This is a genomic window from Ruegeria sp. BG11, assembly GCF_056538565.1.
This window is the reverse complement of record NZ_JBQFTH010000007.1, coordinates 93,208-109,641: the sequence shown is the minus strand read 5'-3', so window position 1 is coordinate 109,641 and position 16,434 is coordinate 93,208. Positions and strand designations below refer to the sequence as shown.

The 16,434-nt window shown below is 57.1% G+C and carries 16 protein-coding genes, 1 tRNA gene and 1 pseudogene; 12 read left to right on the top strand and 6 right to left on the bottom strand.

Translation table 11 applies throughout. From position 1 onward, the window contains the following. The first annotated feature begins 74 nt into the window (after positions 1-74). Together ACR0JF_RS12980 and ACR0JF_RS12975 are read left to right on the top strand one after the other, a co-directional pair. A tRNA-Thr gene (locus ACR0JF_RS12980) sits at positions 75-150 on the top strand. 412 nt (positions 151-562) lie between these two features. Beyond that, complete coding sequence (locus ACR0JF_RS12975) at positions 563-805, top strand: glycine zipper 2TM domain-containing protein (RefSeq protein ID WP_170660860.1); 243 nt, start codon at positions 563-565, stop codon at positions 803-805. 207 nt (positions 806-1,012) lie between these two features. On the opposite strand, the gene ACR0JF_RS12970 is transcribed toward ACR0JF_RS12975, so the two are convergent. Beyond that, positions 1,013-1,480, bottom strand: coding sequence for an SH3 domain-containing protein (locus ACR0JF_RS12970; RefSeq protein ID WP_480669512.1), 468 nt, complete (start codon positions 1,478-1,480; stop codon positions 1,013-1,015). 1,284 nt (positions 1,481-2,764) lie between these two features. On the opposite strand from ACR0JF_RS12970, the gene ACR0JF_RS12965 reads away from it, so the two are divergent. Then, positions 2,765-3,058: a CAP domain-containing protein gene (locus ACR0JF_RS12965; protein WP_480669445.1), complete on the top strand. Its 294-nt coding sequence runs from the start codon at positions 2,765-2,767 to the stop codon at positions 3,056-3,058. Between the two features lie 413 nt (positions 3,059-3,471). Here ACR0JF_RS12965 and ACR0JF_RS12960 read toward each other — a convergent pair whose 3' ends face one another. Next, positions 3,472-4,947: an NAD-dependent succinate-semialdehyde dehydrogenase gene (locus tag ACR0JF_RS12960; protein WP_170660858.1), complete on the bottom strand. Its 1,476-nt coding sequence runs from the start codon at positions 4,945-4,947 to the stop codon at positions 3,472-3,474. A gap of 261 nt (positions 4,948-5,208) precedes the next feature. Here ACR0JF_RS12960 and ACR0JF_RS12955 point away from each other — a divergent pair, with 261 nt between their 5' ends. Genes ACR0JF_RS12955 through ACR0JF_RS12915 form a run of 9 tightly spaced genes read left to right on the top strand, consistent with a single transcriptional unit; the run spans position 5,209 to position 12,738 of the window. After that, positions 5,209-6,288, top strand: a complete 1,080-nt coding sequence (locus tag ACR0JF_RS12955) for a coiled-coil domain-containing protein (protein ID WP_170660857.1) — start codon at positions 5,209-5,211, stop codon at positions 6,286-6,288. A gap of 5 nt (positions 6,289-6,293) precedes the next feature. Beyond that, positions 6,294-6,713, top strand: coding sequence for a hypothetical protein (locus tag ACR0JF_RS12950; protein ID WP_170660856.1), 420 nt, complete (start codon positions 6,294-6,296; stop codon positions 6,711-6,713). Then, complete coding sequence (locus ACR0JF_RS12945) at positions 6,706-7,824, top strand: hypothetical protein (RefSeq protein WP_170660855.1); 1,119 nt, start codon at positions 6,706-6,708, stop codon at positions 7,822-7,824. The genes ACR0JF_RS12950 and ACR0JF_RS12945 overlap by 8 nt, the downstream gene beginning before the upstream one ends. A gap of 57 nt (positions 7,825-7,881) precedes the next feature. Continuing rightward, complete coding sequence (locus ACR0JF_RS12940; RefSeq protein WP_170660854.1) at positions 7,882-9,813, top strand: ATP-binding protein; 1,932 nt, start codon at positions 7,882-7,884, stop codon at positions 9,811-9,813. Continuing rightward, positions 9,813-10,106: a hypothetical protein gene (locus ACR0JF_RS12935; RefSeq protein WP_170660853.1), complete on the top strand. Its 294-nt coding sequence runs from the start codon at positions 9,813-9,815 to the stop codon at positions 10,104-10,106. Before ACR0JF_RS12940 ends, ACR0JF_RS12935 begins: the two co-directional genes overlap by 1 nt. 39 nt (positions 10,107-10,145) lie before the next feature. Next, complete coding sequence (locus tag ACR0JF_RS12930) at positions 10,146-10,481, top strand: hypothetical protein (RefSeq protein WP_170660852.1); 336 nt, start codon at positions 10,146-10,148, stop codon at positions 10,479-10,481. Then, the gene (locus ACR0JF_RS12925; RefSeq protein WP_170660851.1) at positions 10,478-11,815 is read left to right on the top strand and encodes a DUF6638 family protein; all 1,338 of its coding nucleotides are present in this window, start codon (positions 10,478-10,480) and stop codon (positions 11,813-11,815) included. The genes ACR0JF_RS12930 and ACR0JF_RS12925 overlap by 4 nt, the downstream gene beginning before the upstream one ends. 1 nt (position 11,816) lies before the next feature. Beyond that, the gene (locus ACR0JF_RS12920) at positions 11,817-12,083 is read left to right on the top strand and encodes a hypothetical protein (protein WP_170379920.1); all 267 of its coding nucleotides are present in this window, start codon (positions 11,817-11,819) and stop codon (positions 12,081-12,083) included. 10 nt (positions 12,084-12,093) lie between these two features. Further along, positions 12,094-12,738: a DUF1523 family protein gene (locus tag ACR0JF_RS12915; RefSeq protein ID WP_170470914.1), complete on the top strand. Its 645-nt coding sequence runs from the start codon at positions 12,094-12,096 to the stop codon at positions 12,736-12,738. 24 nt (positions 12,739-12,762) lie between these two features. On the opposite strand, the pseudogene ACR0JF_RS12910 reads toward ACR0JF_RS12915, so the two are convergent. The 4 genes and pseudogenes from ACR0JF_RS12910 to ACR0JF_RS12895 form a co-directional block, all read right to left on the bottom strand. Then, positions 12,763-13,254 (bottom strand): annotated as a pseudogene (locus ACR0JF_RS12910) (flagellar basal body P-ring protein FlgI); the annotation flags it as partial. Beyond that, entirely contained in the window at positions 13,241-13,600 is a 360-nt protein-coding gene (locus tag ACR0JF_RS12905; protein WP_170660850.1) for a flagellar biosynthetic protein FliR, read from the bottom strand. The pseudogene ACR0JF_RS12910 and the gene ACR0JF_RS12905, both read right to left, overlap by 14 nt. Continuing rightward, positions 13,597-15,624 carry a flagellar biosynthesis protein FlhA gene (gene flhA, locus ACR0JF_RS12900; protein ID WP_480669510.1) on the bottom strand — a complete coding sequence of 676 codons (2,028 nt, stop codon included), beginning with the start codon at positions 15,622-15,624 and terminating at the stop codon, positions 13,597-13,599. The genes ACR0JF_RS12905 and flhA overlap by 4 nt, the downstream gene beginning before the upstream one ends. 69 nt (positions 15,625-15,693) lie before the next feature. After that, positions 15,694-16,392, bottom strand: coding sequence for a lytic transglycosylase domain-containing protein (locus ACR0JF_RS12895; protein ID WP_480669440.1), 699 nt, complete (start codon positions 16,390-16,392; stop codon positions 15,694-15,696). Positions 16,393-16,434 lie beyond the last annotated feature (42 nt).

Genomic DNA, 16,434 nt, shown 5'->3' with positions numbered 1-16,434 from the left:
GCTTGCAGGCGCAGACCTGACGAATTAAGGAAACCTTCGCATCCTTCCGAATCCAGTGTCGGAAGACCAAAGGTGCCGCTGTAGCTCAGCTGGTAGAGCACGTCATTCGTAATGATGGGGTCGGGGGTTCGAGTCCCTTCAGCGGCACCAGGTTTCTTAGAAAATCCAAAGTTCGTTCAGAAAATCAGCTATTGCGTATCACGATAGGACAACTCGCTCCGAGCGAGACTTGGAATACTCTAGACGCGTTCACATAGCCTAGCCTTGGTCCATTGCAAATGTCTTTTTGGATGGAGTGAACAAATCCGCTCGACCGATAGTGAAGCGGCGGCCTAGAAATCCTAACGATTGTAAGTCAACTCGTCAGTTTCGCCCTGAGCAGCTTCTTAAAATGAGAATTAGAACCCTAGGAAAGCAGGTTGTTGGTCGGCGAATATAGCTCAGGGTCTCTTTGTTAAGATTTGGTTAACCTCAAAGCCCACCAACGCTGAAACCTTGTACAAAAGACAGCTGAGAGCCACCTACTCAGACAACTAAACAGGAAATTTGAGAGGCAATCGAGATGAAGAAGATGTTGATAGCGTGTGCGCTTGGCAGTTCGCTACTCGTGGCTGCTTGCGGAGCGCCGACTACGCCAACGCAGGCCCAAGCACAGGATGACGCTCGCTGCGCGGCGGGTGTCCTTGGTGGCGCGGCCCTTGGCGGGGTAGCTGGAAATCGATTTGGTGGTGGATCAGGCAAGACGCTAGCAACAGCAGCCGGTGCTGGCCTAGGGATGTATGCCGGTCAATCAGCTTGTAACTAACAGCGCCCAACCAGCGGGGACCTGCGCTACAGAAATTTGAGGCTTGCGTGACCAACTTCACTGCGCTCTTCGGCAGATCCATCCATAGCTAGCGTATTAAACAACTAGCGTTGGTGTATTTGAGAACGCGAGTTTTTCTCCTCCCTGTTGGACTAGGGCGCGCTTGCGGTTAGGCGCGCCCTTTTTTTGGCGTTCTACTCTAGACCGTCAATGATGATGGTGCCCATGGCCGTTGCCGTGATGGTGGTGATACCCTTGACCGCCGTCGTAGCGGTGATGTGGAGCAGCTTGATGAGACGGAGGCGAGTAGTATGGGCCGAATTGACACTCAGGATCTTGAGGAGCGTGGTAGCAATACGGGCCTGGAGCCGGATGGTAGGGGTGGTAGTAGCGGTTCCAATATGCATACCAAGGGTAGGCTTGGTAGTGGTTCTCCCAATACGCCTGACTGAAATCTAAAATCGCTATACCTAGAGCTGCCGCAAGCACAGGGTTCATGACTTTCTTCGAGCCATCACTGTCAGTGAGAATGTAGTTTGACGATAACCAGCCGCGAGCGCCATTCCACCCGGTATCGCACCAGCTATAGCCTGTCTGGCAACCGTATATTTCGATTGTCGCGTCTTGCGGCAACGCGGCGACGACTGGATAATTCGTGCTTGGACCGGCTCGCATGTGCACAGAAGTGGTCGTAAAGCCTTGTGTTTGGGCAACGGCGGAAATTGCTTCCAAAGGTACAAAAAATGCCACTACCAAGCATAGAAACAAGCATCGCATAGGTTTTCCCAATTGCAAAATGAACTTGCGAAACTACATCGCCTCATCTATTTCAATCAAGTTAAACCCCAAACTGCAGACAGAATTTGACCTACCAGTCGGTGTTAACTCTGACCGAGTCAGGAATTCGTCTATTCCTAGAGCAGGCGGTGGTTCTTTGGCAAGTTCAACCACAGCGCAACTTTGTTTCTTGCCCTCAGCTTTCCCGAGCCTGCTACACGCAACGGCCGCCTCGAACAGTTGGCGCATCGCTACAGCCGAAATGGTGTTGGAGTAGAGGTTGCACATGACTCCAGAGGCTACGCACAAGACCTAAATTGGACAAGGCTGTACGTCTTGGTCTTTCCCCAAATCCAGCAAGCGTATCTAGGCAAGACACCAGTGTTCGCTGAAGCCGCCTCTATTTCGAAATTGTAGGGATGTTTGATGTGTTAGGGGTTGGTCGAGGGGGTAAGGACCAAACCCTTATTTCACCCGTGATTGAGTGGAGGTGTGGATAGTGTGATTTACTGTGGCACTAAAGCTGTTTGTTTAAAATTGGGGAAACCCCGTATTGCCCGGTTTCATCGCGAAACGATTTGTTTCCAGATGCGAAACGGAAAGTTTCACAATGAATCATGGACACAGTTTTGCCACAATGCGATCCTCTAGGCGTGGGTGACACGTTTTTTTTAGAACGTTCTGGTTTTTCCGACTGGATTTGAGGGGGTTAATTGGTTCGGTGTGTCACCCACCGAAGCCCTCAAGCAACCAGAGATACCAATGAAGCGCCCTCCGTGACGTAAAAAGACTTCCCGCCTTTCTTTCATTAAACTGTCACAATTCAAACATTCGGATCCGATAGCAGGTAAGTGCGGCGCGTCTTGAATGGGGTTTGCGATTGTAAATGAGGGGGTACGAGTTCGGCGCGTCGTACGTTCCGCCAAGATAGCTACTTTCAGTGCACGCTGAATCTCTGATACTAAAGCCTTGGTTCAACGAGACTTGATTGCACATCCTTTGGTTTTCAAAAACTCCGAACTGAACAATATAGACCGATTCAGACAGACTTAAGATGTTACGCCTGTTGCAAGTCTTGGCGTTTTTGATCCCTACGGCTCTCTCGGCAAACGCATTGGCAACGAACGAAGTGAACAACTCCGCGAAAGCAAGGGTCGCCCAGCGCTCAACTACAGTCTCCAGTTGGAGAAAGCTGCCAAGTCCCATGCTGAAGACATGGCAAGGAATGGCTTCTTCTCACATACCGGATCGAACGGTTCTAAAGTGGGCGAGCGGGTGAACAGGGCAGGCCACGATTGGTGTATTGTGGCTGAAAACATTGCCCATGGCCAGCAAGACTTAGAAGCCGTGATGGCGACTTGCGCGCAGTCGCGAGGGCATCGGGACAATATGCTGTCAAGGAAGGCCAAGAAGTTCGCGTTGTTCGAGGGCACGGGCGGCACTTGGGTGATGGTATTAGCGGCCCCGTGCCGGTAGCGCGTCACCTACTGCAGGGATTCTCATTGGCACATCTTTCAGGCCCAAGGGTCAAAAACATTGAGACCTTTCCAAGTGTTCATTTTTTGGACCCTATATCTAACTTCTGTATATAGTCTGTAGTGGAACCTCTAACTCATTGAAGAAATGTATTTACGCAGTCAAGGCGCGCGATGAAACACGCTGAAACATGAATTAGATGCCCTTCATCGGCACCACCTGTTTCTCAATATTTAAAATGGCCGAAATCGATACTCTAGACTAGCGAAGTGTTGAGACGCGCGTCTTACTGGCGGCTCGCCTAAATCCGCGTATCTTCGTTCTGTTCTATGGATTGGAGAGACATCAGGCAGGCAAGGCCATGTCAAATCGGTTGCCCCCCTCAACGCGAGGAGAGGGGGCAGTCTTCCAGTTCAGACCGACAGGCAGACGTATTTCATTTCCATATAGTCTTCCATGCCGTGGTGGCTGCCTTCACGGCCAAGGCCGGATTGCTTGACGCCGCCGAACGGGCCCAACTCGGTCGAGATGATGCCCGTGTTCACGCCGACGATGCCGTACTCCAGCGCTTCAGCCACTTTGTAGACGCGGCTCAGGTCCTTGGCATAGAAATACGAGGCCAGACCGAAGATCGTATCATTGGCCATGGCGACGACGTCATCTTCGTCCTCAAACTTGAACAAGGGCGCCAATGGGCCAAAGGTTTCGTCCTGCGCCACCATCATGTCCTGAGTCACGCCGGTCACGATGGTGGGTTGGAAGAAGGTGCCGCCCAGATCATGAGGCAAGCCGCCGGTGAGAACCGCGCCGCCTTTGTCGGTGACATCCTTGATATGCTCTTCGACTTTGGCCACCGCGTCGTCGTTGATCAGGGGGCCGGTGGTTGTGCCAGCACTCAGTCCGTCGCCGACTTCAAGCGCCTCAACCGCGGCTTTCAGCTTGGCGGCAAAGGAATCGTAGACGCCGGCCTGTACGTAAATGCGATTGGCGCAGACACAGGTCTGGCCGTTATTGCGGAATTTGCACAGCATCGCGCCTTCTACCGCAGCATCCAGATCGGCATCGTCGAACACGATGAAGGGCGCGTTGCCGCCCAGCTCCATCGAGCATTTCATGACTTGATCGGCCGCCTGGCGTAGCAGGATGCGGCCCACTTCGGTCGAGCCGGTAAAGGTCAGCTTGCGCACGCCTGGGTTCTCGCAGAACTCCTTGCCGGTCTCGCTGGCCTGAGTAGACGGCACGACGTTGAAGACACCCGCAGGTACGCCCGCCTGTTCTGCCAGCAGCGCCAGAACCAGAGCGGATAGAGGGGTCTCTGTCGCAGGGCGCGCGACAAAGGCGCAGCCTGCGGCCAACGCCGGGCCCGCCTTGCGCGTGATCATCGCGTTGGGGAAGTTCCACGGTGTGATCGAAGCAGCAACGCCGATCGGCTGTTTCATCACCATGATCCGCTTGTCGCGCTGATGGCCGGGGATGGTCTCGCCATAGACCCGCTTGGCTTCTTCCCCGAAAAACTCGATGAAGGAGGCGCCATAGCCGATTTCACCAACGGCCTCGGCCAGCGGCTTGCCTTGTTCGGCGGTCAGGATCTTGCCCAGATCCTCGGCGTTTTCCATCATCAGGTCGAACCAGCGGCGCAGGATGGCGGCACGTTCCTTGCCGGTCAGCTTGGCCCATTCCTTCTGCGCGGCTTCGGCCTGCGCGATGGCGCCTGCGACTTGCGCGCGGCTGACATCGGCAACTTCGGCAATCACGTCCCCGCGTGCGGGGTTGGTCACTTCGAACGTGCCGTTATCGCCATCCACCCATTGGCCGCCAATATAGGCTTTGGTCACCAGAAGGTCGGGATTCTTGAGCAGGGATTTCAGATCGGTCGTTGCGTCCAGCATGGGTCAGCCTCCGGCAGTATTTGCATTGCGCGCACCCAAGCAGGTGTCATGCGCTTTGTCTATGTCCATTGTCGCGCGGCGATGAACCCAGTTGTGCCCCTTTTCCACCGCGCAAGGACTTTGGCCCTATGTCCGTGCCATATGGCTTTCATTTCCCTTGGGAGTTTGCGACAGTTTTCGAAATTTCCGAGCGATAGGGGATGTAAATGAGCGTTACATTGTCTATCTATATAGAAATATAAAGAAAAAGGGATAGCATAGATGTCGAACCAGCAATTTGAGGCATTGATCAAAGAGACTCAGTCCAAGGTGCGTGAGTCGCAATCGCAGATCGAAGGCCTGACCTCACGGATCGAGGCCGCACGCGCCAAAATCGGTACGGCCGAGGCGGATATCGACATCGAAAATGCCACGCTTGAGGACGTGCATGCCCATACCGAGGTAATGAACGCCAATATCGCTGAGCTGATCATGGGGCTGGACGACGTCACCAGCGCGTTCTCGAAAGATTTCGACGAGATGCGCTCGAAAACCGGGTGGGAATCGTTTGTTGGAATCTTCTCGAAAGGTAAATCCGAGTCGATGCGGCAGGAGCGGATGCGCACGGCCAATATTGACGACAAGCTGCAGGACCTGATCGCCAAATCCGACGTGATCGTCAAACTGCTGGAGGGGCAACTGTCCGTACTGGAAGAACAGCGCGTCAAGGTTGAGGACAACCTGACCGTCACGCTGGACGACCGGGAAGCGACCGTTGCACAACTCGAGGCGCTTCGGGCGGAGATTCAGGGCATGGATCCGACGATCATCACCTTGGAGAACAAGATCAGCGTCGAACAAGACGCCGCTGCGCGTACCCAGCTGGAAACCGAGCTGGCCGAGCTGAACAAGCAATACAACGCCAAGGTTCAGGAAGAGCAGGTCAAGCTGGCCAAGTCTCAGACGCTGGAGCGCTATATCGAAAAGGGCAAGACCTGGGTCGACTCTCTGCAGAACCAGGCGGCGACGCAGATGGTGCTGATCAACAAGCTGCAGACAGACACGCAACAGCGTGTGGTGCTGTATGACGCCCTGACCAAATCGCTGAAAACCGCGCAGCAGCAGGACGTGGCCCACCGCATCAACGAGATCGGCGTGCAGACCGACCAAGAGGCTCAGACGGCAATGGCCGCCATCGGCACCGCGACCAACCAGAAGATGGCCGACATGCTCGAGGCGCATGAGGATCATATGGTCTTTGCCCGCGACGTGCTGGAGAAAAAGGCCAAGGCGGATGAACGCTTTGCCCGCCGTTTTGCCTCGATTGTCGAGAAGCATGATAAGAATTTGTATGGGGGTTAAAGCCGTTGCGCTACTCGACAAGCGAACTACTTACCGTTGTTCCAGCAGTTGTCTATGTTCTGTTCATTATCGCAGTTTTTGTCGGATTGGGTACCGCACAACCTGCTCTGAGCGTTCTCGCAATTTGGACGAGCATAGCAACTATGCTCTATGTGGTTTTCGTCATGAAGCCGAAATGGGGAGAGTTTATTGAGCTAGATCGCCAAATGAGTTTTTGGGAAGCAATCCGCACAAGGGTCCTTTGGAGAGCTTTTTTTTTAAAGAAATGGCTGATCATTTTTTTCTGCATGCTGCTTGGAATTTCATTGCCATTCGATTTGGGACTGCCGTGGAGCGGAGTCTTAGGGGTTTATTTGTTTGTTTTTCTTGCAGCTTTGGAAGACTGCAGAATTAGAGTCGAGTGCCCAGAAGCCGCCAATGACTGACCCCTCGCAAGACCATGTCGGCCTGACCGACACCTTCGCCTCGCGCCGCTATTTTCGCAAGTTCGAGGTGATCACCGTCCACCTCCTGCGCGTGGCCGCGACGATGGAGGCAGAAGGCGCGATCAGTAAGCAAGAGGTTCGGATCGTGTCGCGTTACCTTTCGGGGCTGCTCTACACCTTCCGGGCGCTCAGCATGAAATACCTGCTGGTCGGTCGCGATACTGGGCGGTTTTTTGGCAGCCTCGCTATGGACAAGCGCGACAGCGGATTTCCGGTTGCGGCTGAATTGCTGACGATGGCCAATGACGCCCAGCAGGCGCAGGTGCATCTGGCGAACATGCCCTCGGAAGATGATCTGAAAACCGACATGGTCCGCACCATTATTGGCGATCAGGAAATCCCGACCAAGCTGCAATTCGCTCTGTCCCAAAGGCTCTATTACGAGGAATTGCTGAAAGGTCACCTGTTCTGGGCCCGCAATGATCCGGAATGCCACTGGATCGGGAATGAGGGTGAACGGCGCAAGTTCATGATCCATTGGGCGGTCTATGACAGCCAGATCAATCTGCCGGTCATCTACCTGATGCAGTTGGAGGATAGCGGCAAGACGGCGCTGCCCAAGGATCAACGCCGCTGGCCTGAGGTGCAGGCGCATCTGATGGCGCAATCCTTAGGCGGGCTGAAACTGGTGACCATCGCCAAAGGCTTCGATCAGGATTTCGACGACCTGCATCCCAAACACCTGCGCCGCATTCACGTGGGGCCGATGTATTCCTCGGCCTTCACGGAACAATCCGGGCCTTTGCGGCAGGTGCTGGAGGACGCGCAAGCTCCGCAAGGTCAGGACTGGGCGTTGGCCTGGACGACTGAGGAGCTGGAAAGCGAAGAGGTGATCGAGGAACGCGCCGGGTGGTTCTCAACCGTCGAGCGTGAGGTGTTTGCGCTGGATCCGTTCGGTGGGCAGGGCGCCGAGACCGGGGCGACGCGCACGCAGCGCTCGATCATTCTGCCTCAGCGTCCGTTTCAGGTTCTGGCAGAGCGAAACCCTCCTGGCTTTGCCGATGTGCGGAAATTCGTGGTCAGCAAGACGGGGCAGGTGTTGCGCTTTTAGATTTTTTGCCTCCGGCGGAGGTATTTTTGAACAGAAGAAGAATGGGCGGTTTTTGAGATGAGTTTGACGTCAGATCAGATGGAATTACGGGAAGACGATATTCGCAAGCATTACCCAGCGGCGACGGCCCTGCTGAACGGGTTCGAACACGCGCCGCGCATTGCGAAACCGGTTGACGTGGCGGTCGAGCGGTCCCCGGGCGTGTCGACGGGGCGGCGGTTTCGATCCACTACGCCGGGATTGGTGACGCGGCGCACTGTGCGGGCGGATGGGGTGCATCTGGTTGAGCGGATCGAGGCGTCGGATGATGGTGATACGCTGGTCTCGCCCCCTCAGGCCACCGCGCAGCAGGCCATTCGGCGCGCAATTGCCATCGCTCTGGCCGTGGCCGAGGCTTATGCGGAGCAGACTCCGTTGGCGGATTTGAAGCGGGCCAATCTGGCGGGGGATTTGCCTCTCGCGCGAAAGACCGAATTTTCGGAATTGCTGACGGCTGAGGCGCTGATTACCTCTCATGTGCTGGGCAATGCGCTGGCGTATCTGATGTCGTCCCATCTGAGTGAAACCACGGTTGATCTGGGTGAGATCCATGAGGTTCTGACCGACAACGGCCAGCTCGCCCTGCACGGCGCGCTGTGGGAGCTGGACCAGACCCTCGCCAAACATGCCCCCGACGATGCGCATCTGATTGCAGCGACCAGCGCCTATGCCGAGCAACTGATGGACAAGGCTGCCCTGCGCGCCCAATCGGCGGGCCATCTGGCCCCGTTCCAGAACGTGGCCTGGCATGTTGAAGCTGATGATCTGACGATCCGGGGGTTTGAGCCAGCATCCAAGGCCAAGTCCACCACCCTGACCATGACGTTCAAGAAACCGAACGAGGTGGTGGGCAATCATATCGCCAAGTATCAGGCGATGAAGCTGGCCAAGATGCTGATGGCCTATGACTTTGACCGCTGCCTGAACCCGTTTGCGGAGCTTGGCGGGTTTATCTTTACCTTCATGGGCGACGGCAAACCGGGCACCGGCAAGACTACCCTGATCCAGATGATGGCCGGGCTGATCAACGATTATTGCCAGAACGCGGGCTATCCGTTCCGCTATCAGAACCTCAGCACCGACAATATCGACAGCTATCAGGGTAAATCCGGCCAGAACGCCAAGGCGTTTATCAACACGATCATCGACCCCTCGGTCATCGGGTTCGGTACCATCGACGATATCGACCAACTGGCAGGCAAACGCGGCGACCGGCAGTCTTCAGCCGGGCAGCTGGAAATCACCGCCGTGCTGATGGAAAGCTTTGCCGGCGCCAACACTGTTGTCCGCGGCAACTGCACCTTTGGCATGTTCTCGAACTACCCCGAGAATGTGGACGACGCCCTGCGTCAGCGGGCCGGTGCGCGGTTCCTGGTGGACGGGCCGCAGACACGCGAGGATTACATAGACATCCTGCACCTGCTGATGGGCCGCAACCATGAAATCCCGCTGGGTGAACACGATGCCTATGCCGCGCAGGAGATCAAAAAGGCCGTTGCCGCCAGTTTCGAAAGCCACGCCCGCCCGCATGAGGACGCTTTGATGCAGGTCTATGACCGGGTCTCAGGCGAGATCGGCCAGATGGACACGATCGCCAAGCTGGGCACCTACCTCAAGGCGATCCAGCAGGCGGATGAGCGTTTCACCGGCCGCGCGATCAAGAACATCACCGACGCGGTCAAGGTCCGCGCGATGGATTTCGAACTGCCTGACGAATGGATGGAAAACCCCGACCTGTTCCTGTTCCGCGACTACGACAACAAGAAGGCCATGATCGAGGATCTGCGCCAGCCGATCACGGTCGAGATGGTGATGCAGGAAATCAACCGCTATGCCGACAGCGAGTTCCGCTATGCCGACAAGAGCGACGAGGTCGCCATCGAAAACGCCGTCCGTGAGATGGGTCGGATGGAAGAGGCCAAGCGGCGGTATCTGGAGGGGAAGGTATAGTGCTCGTCTACGCGATTTCCGGTTTTGCGCTTGTATTGGGCCTGATCCTGCCTCTGCGCTGGGGTGTGATCGGATTTTTGGGCGCCGTGGCGCTGCTGTTCCTGACCCAGTTCGGCGTGAACGCGAGCAGCGGCTTCGAGGGCACCTCATGGGGAGAGTCCCTGATCCTGTTTGAGGGCAGCGTGGTGTCTTACCTGGGGTTCAACTTGCAGATCACAGGGCGTGCGTTTGCATTGCCGTTGTTGGTGTTGGCGGTTGTGGTTGTTGGTCGATTTAGCGGGAGAATAAACTGAATGGATCACTATCTCGAACCGAAGAGAAGGACCGACTGAGTGCTTGATATACTATTCCTGATAGCTTGCGCTCTATTGGCTTATGCGGGTACCAAATTTGTCCTTTGGGTGATCCGCCGCAGTTTACCTGTTCCCTTAGGCGGGTTCATGTGGCTGAGGTTCTTCTTTTGGTGGACTGCCAGTTTGTTTGCCGCTGTCTTTGTTTTTGTTGGGTTCGTTACCGCATCTGGTATTTTGGTTTTTGATGTCTGGGAACTGGGTGAAAGGCTAGACCCTTCTATTGTGCTTATCGGAAGTCTCATCTTGTCTGCACCCTATTGGGTTGGTTTGATCAAAGGGATAGGCATACAAGTTACCCATAGGCTTTCGGAATGATCCGCCTCATCGAAAAAGGCCTGATGTTCGGCAACCTCGTCCACATCTCCAGCCCGGCTCTGGTCGAGCGGTATAACCGCGCGCTGCAACATCTGGCGGGCAAGACCACGGGGTTGACGGATTTCCATGTCGATATCTCTGGCTATTCGCCGGAGGTGGGGAGTGAGTTGGAGGACGAGCTCTACCTCAACCCCAACGGGGTCAACCGGCAGTTCATCCTGCTGACGACGGAGCAGAAACGCGCGCCTTTGCTGAACGTCAAATTCTCGACCTCGCGCGATATTCTGCGCGAGTTTATCGAGATGAACGAGGCGCAGGTGTTTGCCCTGACCGCCACCGATGCGGTGGCCGGAGAGTTGGTGAACTCGGTCTTCAAACTCACCACGCCCAATGATCTGCTGAACCTGCGCAAGATTGAGATTGAGGCCGATACCGCAGGCGGCACCCTGCGTAAGGCCGAGCAGCTGGCGGGCATGGTCGAACAGTTCAAAACCGCCGAGGATGCATGGTTCGACGATGTGCTGATCGCCAGGATGATCGAAACGGCGAAAGAAACCGGCGATGTAACCCGCAACCCGGTCCACCTCCGCCACACGGCGTTTGAGCAGCGCAACTTCTGGACGGCGCATTTCGGCGGGCTGTACCTGTTCCCGGACATGGATCACCCGGCGGCGATTTGCATGGGCGAAAAGCCGGACGATCTGAAAATCAAGTACACGTTTGACCCGTCGCAACGGAACCAGATTGCCAAATTCCTCGACTATAACGATTTGGTCGAACCCATCGTGAAGGCGCGCGGCGTGGATGCGGCGGCGATCCTTCAGCAAAAGATGGACTTCCTGACCGTTGCCGCCGCCGCAGATGCTGATGTTGATCTGATGGGGCTGGATCGCCGCGATATGAGGCGGTTGGCGCGAAACCACTCGGATCGCCTGCCCGACGCATATCACGGTCTCGCCAAATTGTTGCGCTGGGCGACGGATGGGGGACCTTGGCCACGGATCACCTCGGACCATCCGGCGTATTTCTACACGTTGCGCGCTACGGGTACGCCGTACCGCGACTTGGTGAATATGTTGCTGTCCGAACTGGCTCCGCTTGATCCGCGCCAGATGTTTATCTGCCACAAAGAGCTGTTCTACAAAACCTATGCCACATGGCCCGAGGCCAAGAAGGCCTATGTTGCCGAGTTTCTGGCCCGCGAGTATCAAGTGGATAAATCCGGTGCGCGTGCCGCACTATTCGGTCATGAACCGGATATGAGCGGAGAAGATCGTGTCAGCGATACAATCATCGCGCGGGTCGGCCCCTGGGGCGCAGTCGGGAGGAGTTGATATGTTCGGAGCGATGCGCCTGTTTCTGGTACTGCTGGTTCTGCAGACAATTGCCTATTTCGCGCTGTCGCTCTATTCGCGCGGCGTCCGCCGTCGCAAGCTTGAGACGTGGTGGGACGAGAAGGGCAAACAGGGAAATAAAGAAGCCTTTGTGGAACGCGGGCTGCATGTCTATGACAATTCGTTCCGACGCAAACTGATCCTGGCGGTGTATATTGTCCCTTGGGTGGCAATCGGCGCATTGATCTACATCGTGAATTATATGTGAGGGTTACGGCATGGCCTATGTGAAATGGGCATTCATTATCATCTTCTGGGGCACCGTCGCTGTGATCCTGCAATACTCGTTGCCGCAGCATGACGTCGTGCGCATCGTCAACACCTATGAAGAGCGGCAAGACCTGAACGACTGGACACGTATTTTCTGGTCCGAGCCTGAAGATCAATCCGCCAGCCTGTCGAACCGAGACGTGCAGTTTATCCAGGCCGTTCGTGCCAACGGGAAGCCTATCGTCTACCGGAACGAGGATACCGGCTGGGGCTGGCCGTTCTATTTCAAGTTCGACACTGCCAACCTGTATACCGAGGCTAATGACGCGATCTCGGACAAGAACAATCCAGACTGGGTGGTTGTAACCCATTATGGCTGGCGCAATGAGTTCATGTCGATCTTCCCCAACGCTGTTTTTATCAAACCGGTCGAGGGGCCGGACGTGCGGATCATCCCGTGGTTCAACATTGTCTTCCTGACTGTCTTTGCTGCCATTGTCTGGGCGCTTTGGGTGCGCTGGCGCCGGTTCCGTCAGGCCCGGATCGACCCGATGCTCGAGTCGATGGAAGATGGAATCTATGCGGCGGGCGACGCCATCGATGAACGGCGCGGTCGGTTCCGCCGTTGGTTGGATAGTTGGAAATCAAAATAGGGACCCGGCCCGTGAAGGGTGCGTCTATCGCACGATGAATTCAGCATGCAGGGCCCCTGCGGCTTTGATCGTTTTCAAAATGTCGATCATGTCGCGCGGCGAAACCCCCAGGGCGTTCAGCGCGGCCACGACCTCAGACGGGGTGGTGGCTTCGGGGATTTCGGCCAGACCGGTGCCTTCCTCTTCTTCGATGCTGGCGAAGGTTCTAGGCACCACGACGGTCTCTCCGTCAGCGAACGGGTTGGGTTGTACGGCTATCGGAGCCTCTTCTACTGTCAGAGTCAGGTTGCCTTACGACACCGCGACCCGAGAGATCCGAACCTCTTGCCCCATGACAATCTTACCCGAGCGCTGATCGACCACAACGCGGGCCTTGGTTTCAGGCTCAACCAGAATGTTTTCGATCCGACCGATAGCGTGCGCTGTCGATACGGACTGAGTGGCCGCGATGTTCAGCTCAACGGTTCCAGAATCGCGCATGATGGCCACGGCGCGATTGAATTCACGGTTGATGGCCGAAAAGCTGAGACGGCGATGTCGATTGCGCCGCGATGGATCCGGCGGTCTGCAGGGCCAGCACGAACAGGCGCAGCCCCATGCCCAGAACCATGCCGACCAGAACCTCGGTGCCGACCAGGCGCGCCATCGGCAGCAGGCCCGGATTGGATTGCGGGGAGGGCACTGCTGGCAGCACGATCAAGGTAAAGGCCACAGCGACCGCAAGCTTGACCCGGACCGGGATGCTGCGTTCGCCAAAAGCGGGCAAGAGGGTGACCAACGCGGACACCCTCAAAAAAACGGCAAAAACATGCCACAGCCCCGTGCTGAGTTGCCCCAACAGCTCGGGCGGCAGGGCGATCATGCGGGTACGGTTCCGACCAGGGCGGGGCGTGCCTCGAGCCCGATTTCTTCGAAGGAGAGAACCGGATTGGACACCCCGCGCGCCTGCATGATCGAGCGCAACAGGCGACGCCGGCGGGTTGAGGTCACAACGGCTGGAAACAACCCGTGATCGGCGGATTGTGCGACGCTGTCCACCACACCGTCGGCCAGCTTGTTGAACAGATTGGGGGGCAACGCAACGTCCAGCCCGGCGGCGGGGCCGTCGATCTGGTAGCTGCCAAACGTATCTTCCCATTCGGGGGCCAGTTGGATCAGCGGGATTGAGCCATCCTCACGCTTCATCTCGGCCACCAGCTGAAAGCCCAGCCGCTGGCGGACCAGTTCGCAAATGCCTTCGGGCTGGGTGGTGGTCAGGCGCGCTTCGGCCACGCTTTCAAGGATCAGGGCCATGTTGCGGATCGAGACACGCTCATCCAGCAGCAACCTCAGAACCGCGTGCAGCGTGTCGATCGGCACCTTGTCGGGGATCAGCTCATCCAGCAGCTTGCGGTTCGCCTCGGCTCGGACGGGGTCGCTGAGGCGGGTCATTTCGGACAACAGACGTCGCAGGGATTTCAATGTCAGCAGGCGTGAGAAGTTCTGCTTGATGATCTCCAGAAGATGGGTCGCCAGAATCTCGGGCGGTGAGACGATGGTGGCCCCGTTCAGGGCGGCATCCTCTTGATCTTTCGGCAGAATCCAACGAGCAGGGGCGCCGTAGACAGGCTCGGTCACGTCATTGCCGTCGGGCAGAAACTCATGCCCGTCCTGCACCAGCGCCAACACCAGATCAGGGTTCAGAACGCCGCGCGCCTGTTCGACGCCTTGCACCTTGATGACATAGGTGCCGGTGGGCAGATCAGCGCGGTCGGTCAGGCGAATCTCGGGCAGGATGAGGCCAAAGGTCGAGGCCACATAGGTCCGCATATTCGCAATGCGCGCGTCCAGCCCGGTTCCGGGGTTCAGCACCATGCTGACAAGGTCGGGCGCGAACTCCAAATGTACGTCGTCCAGATCCAGGATATCTCCGATTGCTTGCGAAACAGGGGTTTCCGCTTCGGGGGCTGGGGTCCGGCCTTGAAGCGCCTCGGCCTTTTGCTTTTGATGGACCCTGTAGGCCGCGTATCCCAACACGCCAGCGCCCAGAATGAAGGGCAGGAAGGGCAGGCCGGGGACGAGCGCGAAAAGAACCATCAACACAGCCACCGTGCCCAGCGCGGCCGGGTGCTTGCCCAGTTGCGAGAAGATGGCGTTGTCGGTCGCGCCCTGCGTACCGCCGCGCGCCAGCAAAAGAGCCGAGGCGATAGAGATGATCACCGCCGGGATTTGCGAGACCAGACCATCGCCCACGGTCAGAATAGCGTAGGTTTCAAAGGCGGATGTGACCGGCATGCCATGCACGATCACGCCCATGACCAGCCCCATCACAAGGTTCAACAGCGTGATCAACAGTCCGGCAACCGCATCGCCTTTGACGAATTTAGACGCACCGTCGAGTGAGCCGAAGAAGGTCGTCTCCTGCTGTTCGCGTTCGCGCCGCTCCCTGGCTTGCTGGTGATCGATGGCCCCGGCGGACATGTCGCTGTCGATGGCCAGCTGTTTACCCGGCATCCCGTCCAGAGCAAAGCGCGCGCCGACCTCGGCCATTCGTGCAGCGCCTTTGGTGATCACCATGAAATTCACGATCAACAACACGCAGAACACAACGAGGCCCAGAAAGATGCTGCCGCCCATCACGAAATTGGCGAAGCCTTCGATCACGTTGCCCGCCGCATTTGGCCCGGTATGGCCCTGACCGATGATCAGTTTGGTCGATGAGACGTTCAGCGACAGCCTCAGCATCGGCGAGGCCAGTAGGATCGTTGGGAAGGATGAGAAATCCAGCGGGCGTTCGATGAACAGGGTCAGGGTGAAAATCAGAATAGCCAGCGCAAAGGAGGCGGCCAGCCCTACATCCAACACCCAGGCGGGCATCGGCAGGATCATCATCACGATGACGGTCATCAGCGCCAGTGCCAACAGGACGGTGGGCGAGAACAGGGATCGGGCGTTTATGGTGGGCACGCTGACCTCCTAGTTGAATGCGATGAAGGCGGTGGCAGCATCCGCCGCCGGAACCAGAGACCCCAGAGACCCACCATTGGATTCAACTGGTTGTACCGGGATCAGCGGGGCGGCTGCCCCTGTGAAAGGGTCCCGCCAAGCCACATGGGTATGGGGTAGAACGGACCCGTCGAGCTGCGCCAGAACGGTCTGGAACCGACCGCGATAGGCCTCGGCCAAGGCGGGCGTGCGCGAGTGATAGGCCCCGGCGGCGGCGGGCCAGGATCCAAGCTCGGCATAGAGGTCTTTGAGAAACCTTGCGGCGTAGGTGGCGTTCTCCTGCGGATCGAACATCGCGTCGATCGACCGGAAGGCCTTGCCGTGCCAGCGGTAGTTGATCTGAAAACACCCGATGTCAAAGCTGCGCTTGCCGGCTTTGAAAATCCGGAAAACATAGGTTTTTGCCTCAACCTCGGAGGTGAACCAATAGCCCTGCCCTTCGACATTGATGGTCCAGGGCCAGGGTTGTAGCAGTCCGTCTTGGGTGCGCCCCGTCTCGACCCGCGATATGGCGCGCAGGACGTCCAGTGGTACGCCTTCGGACAGTGCCGCGCGGCGTGCGGCCTGATCGCAGATATCACCCGCTCGGGCATCCGGCATGGCACGCCCGGCCTGCGCAATCAGCGCAAGCGTCAGCACAACGATAATCGAGACGAAACGATGGGGCATTCTGCCGGTCCGGGATTCGGGTCATTCCGGGCCAAGCTAGCC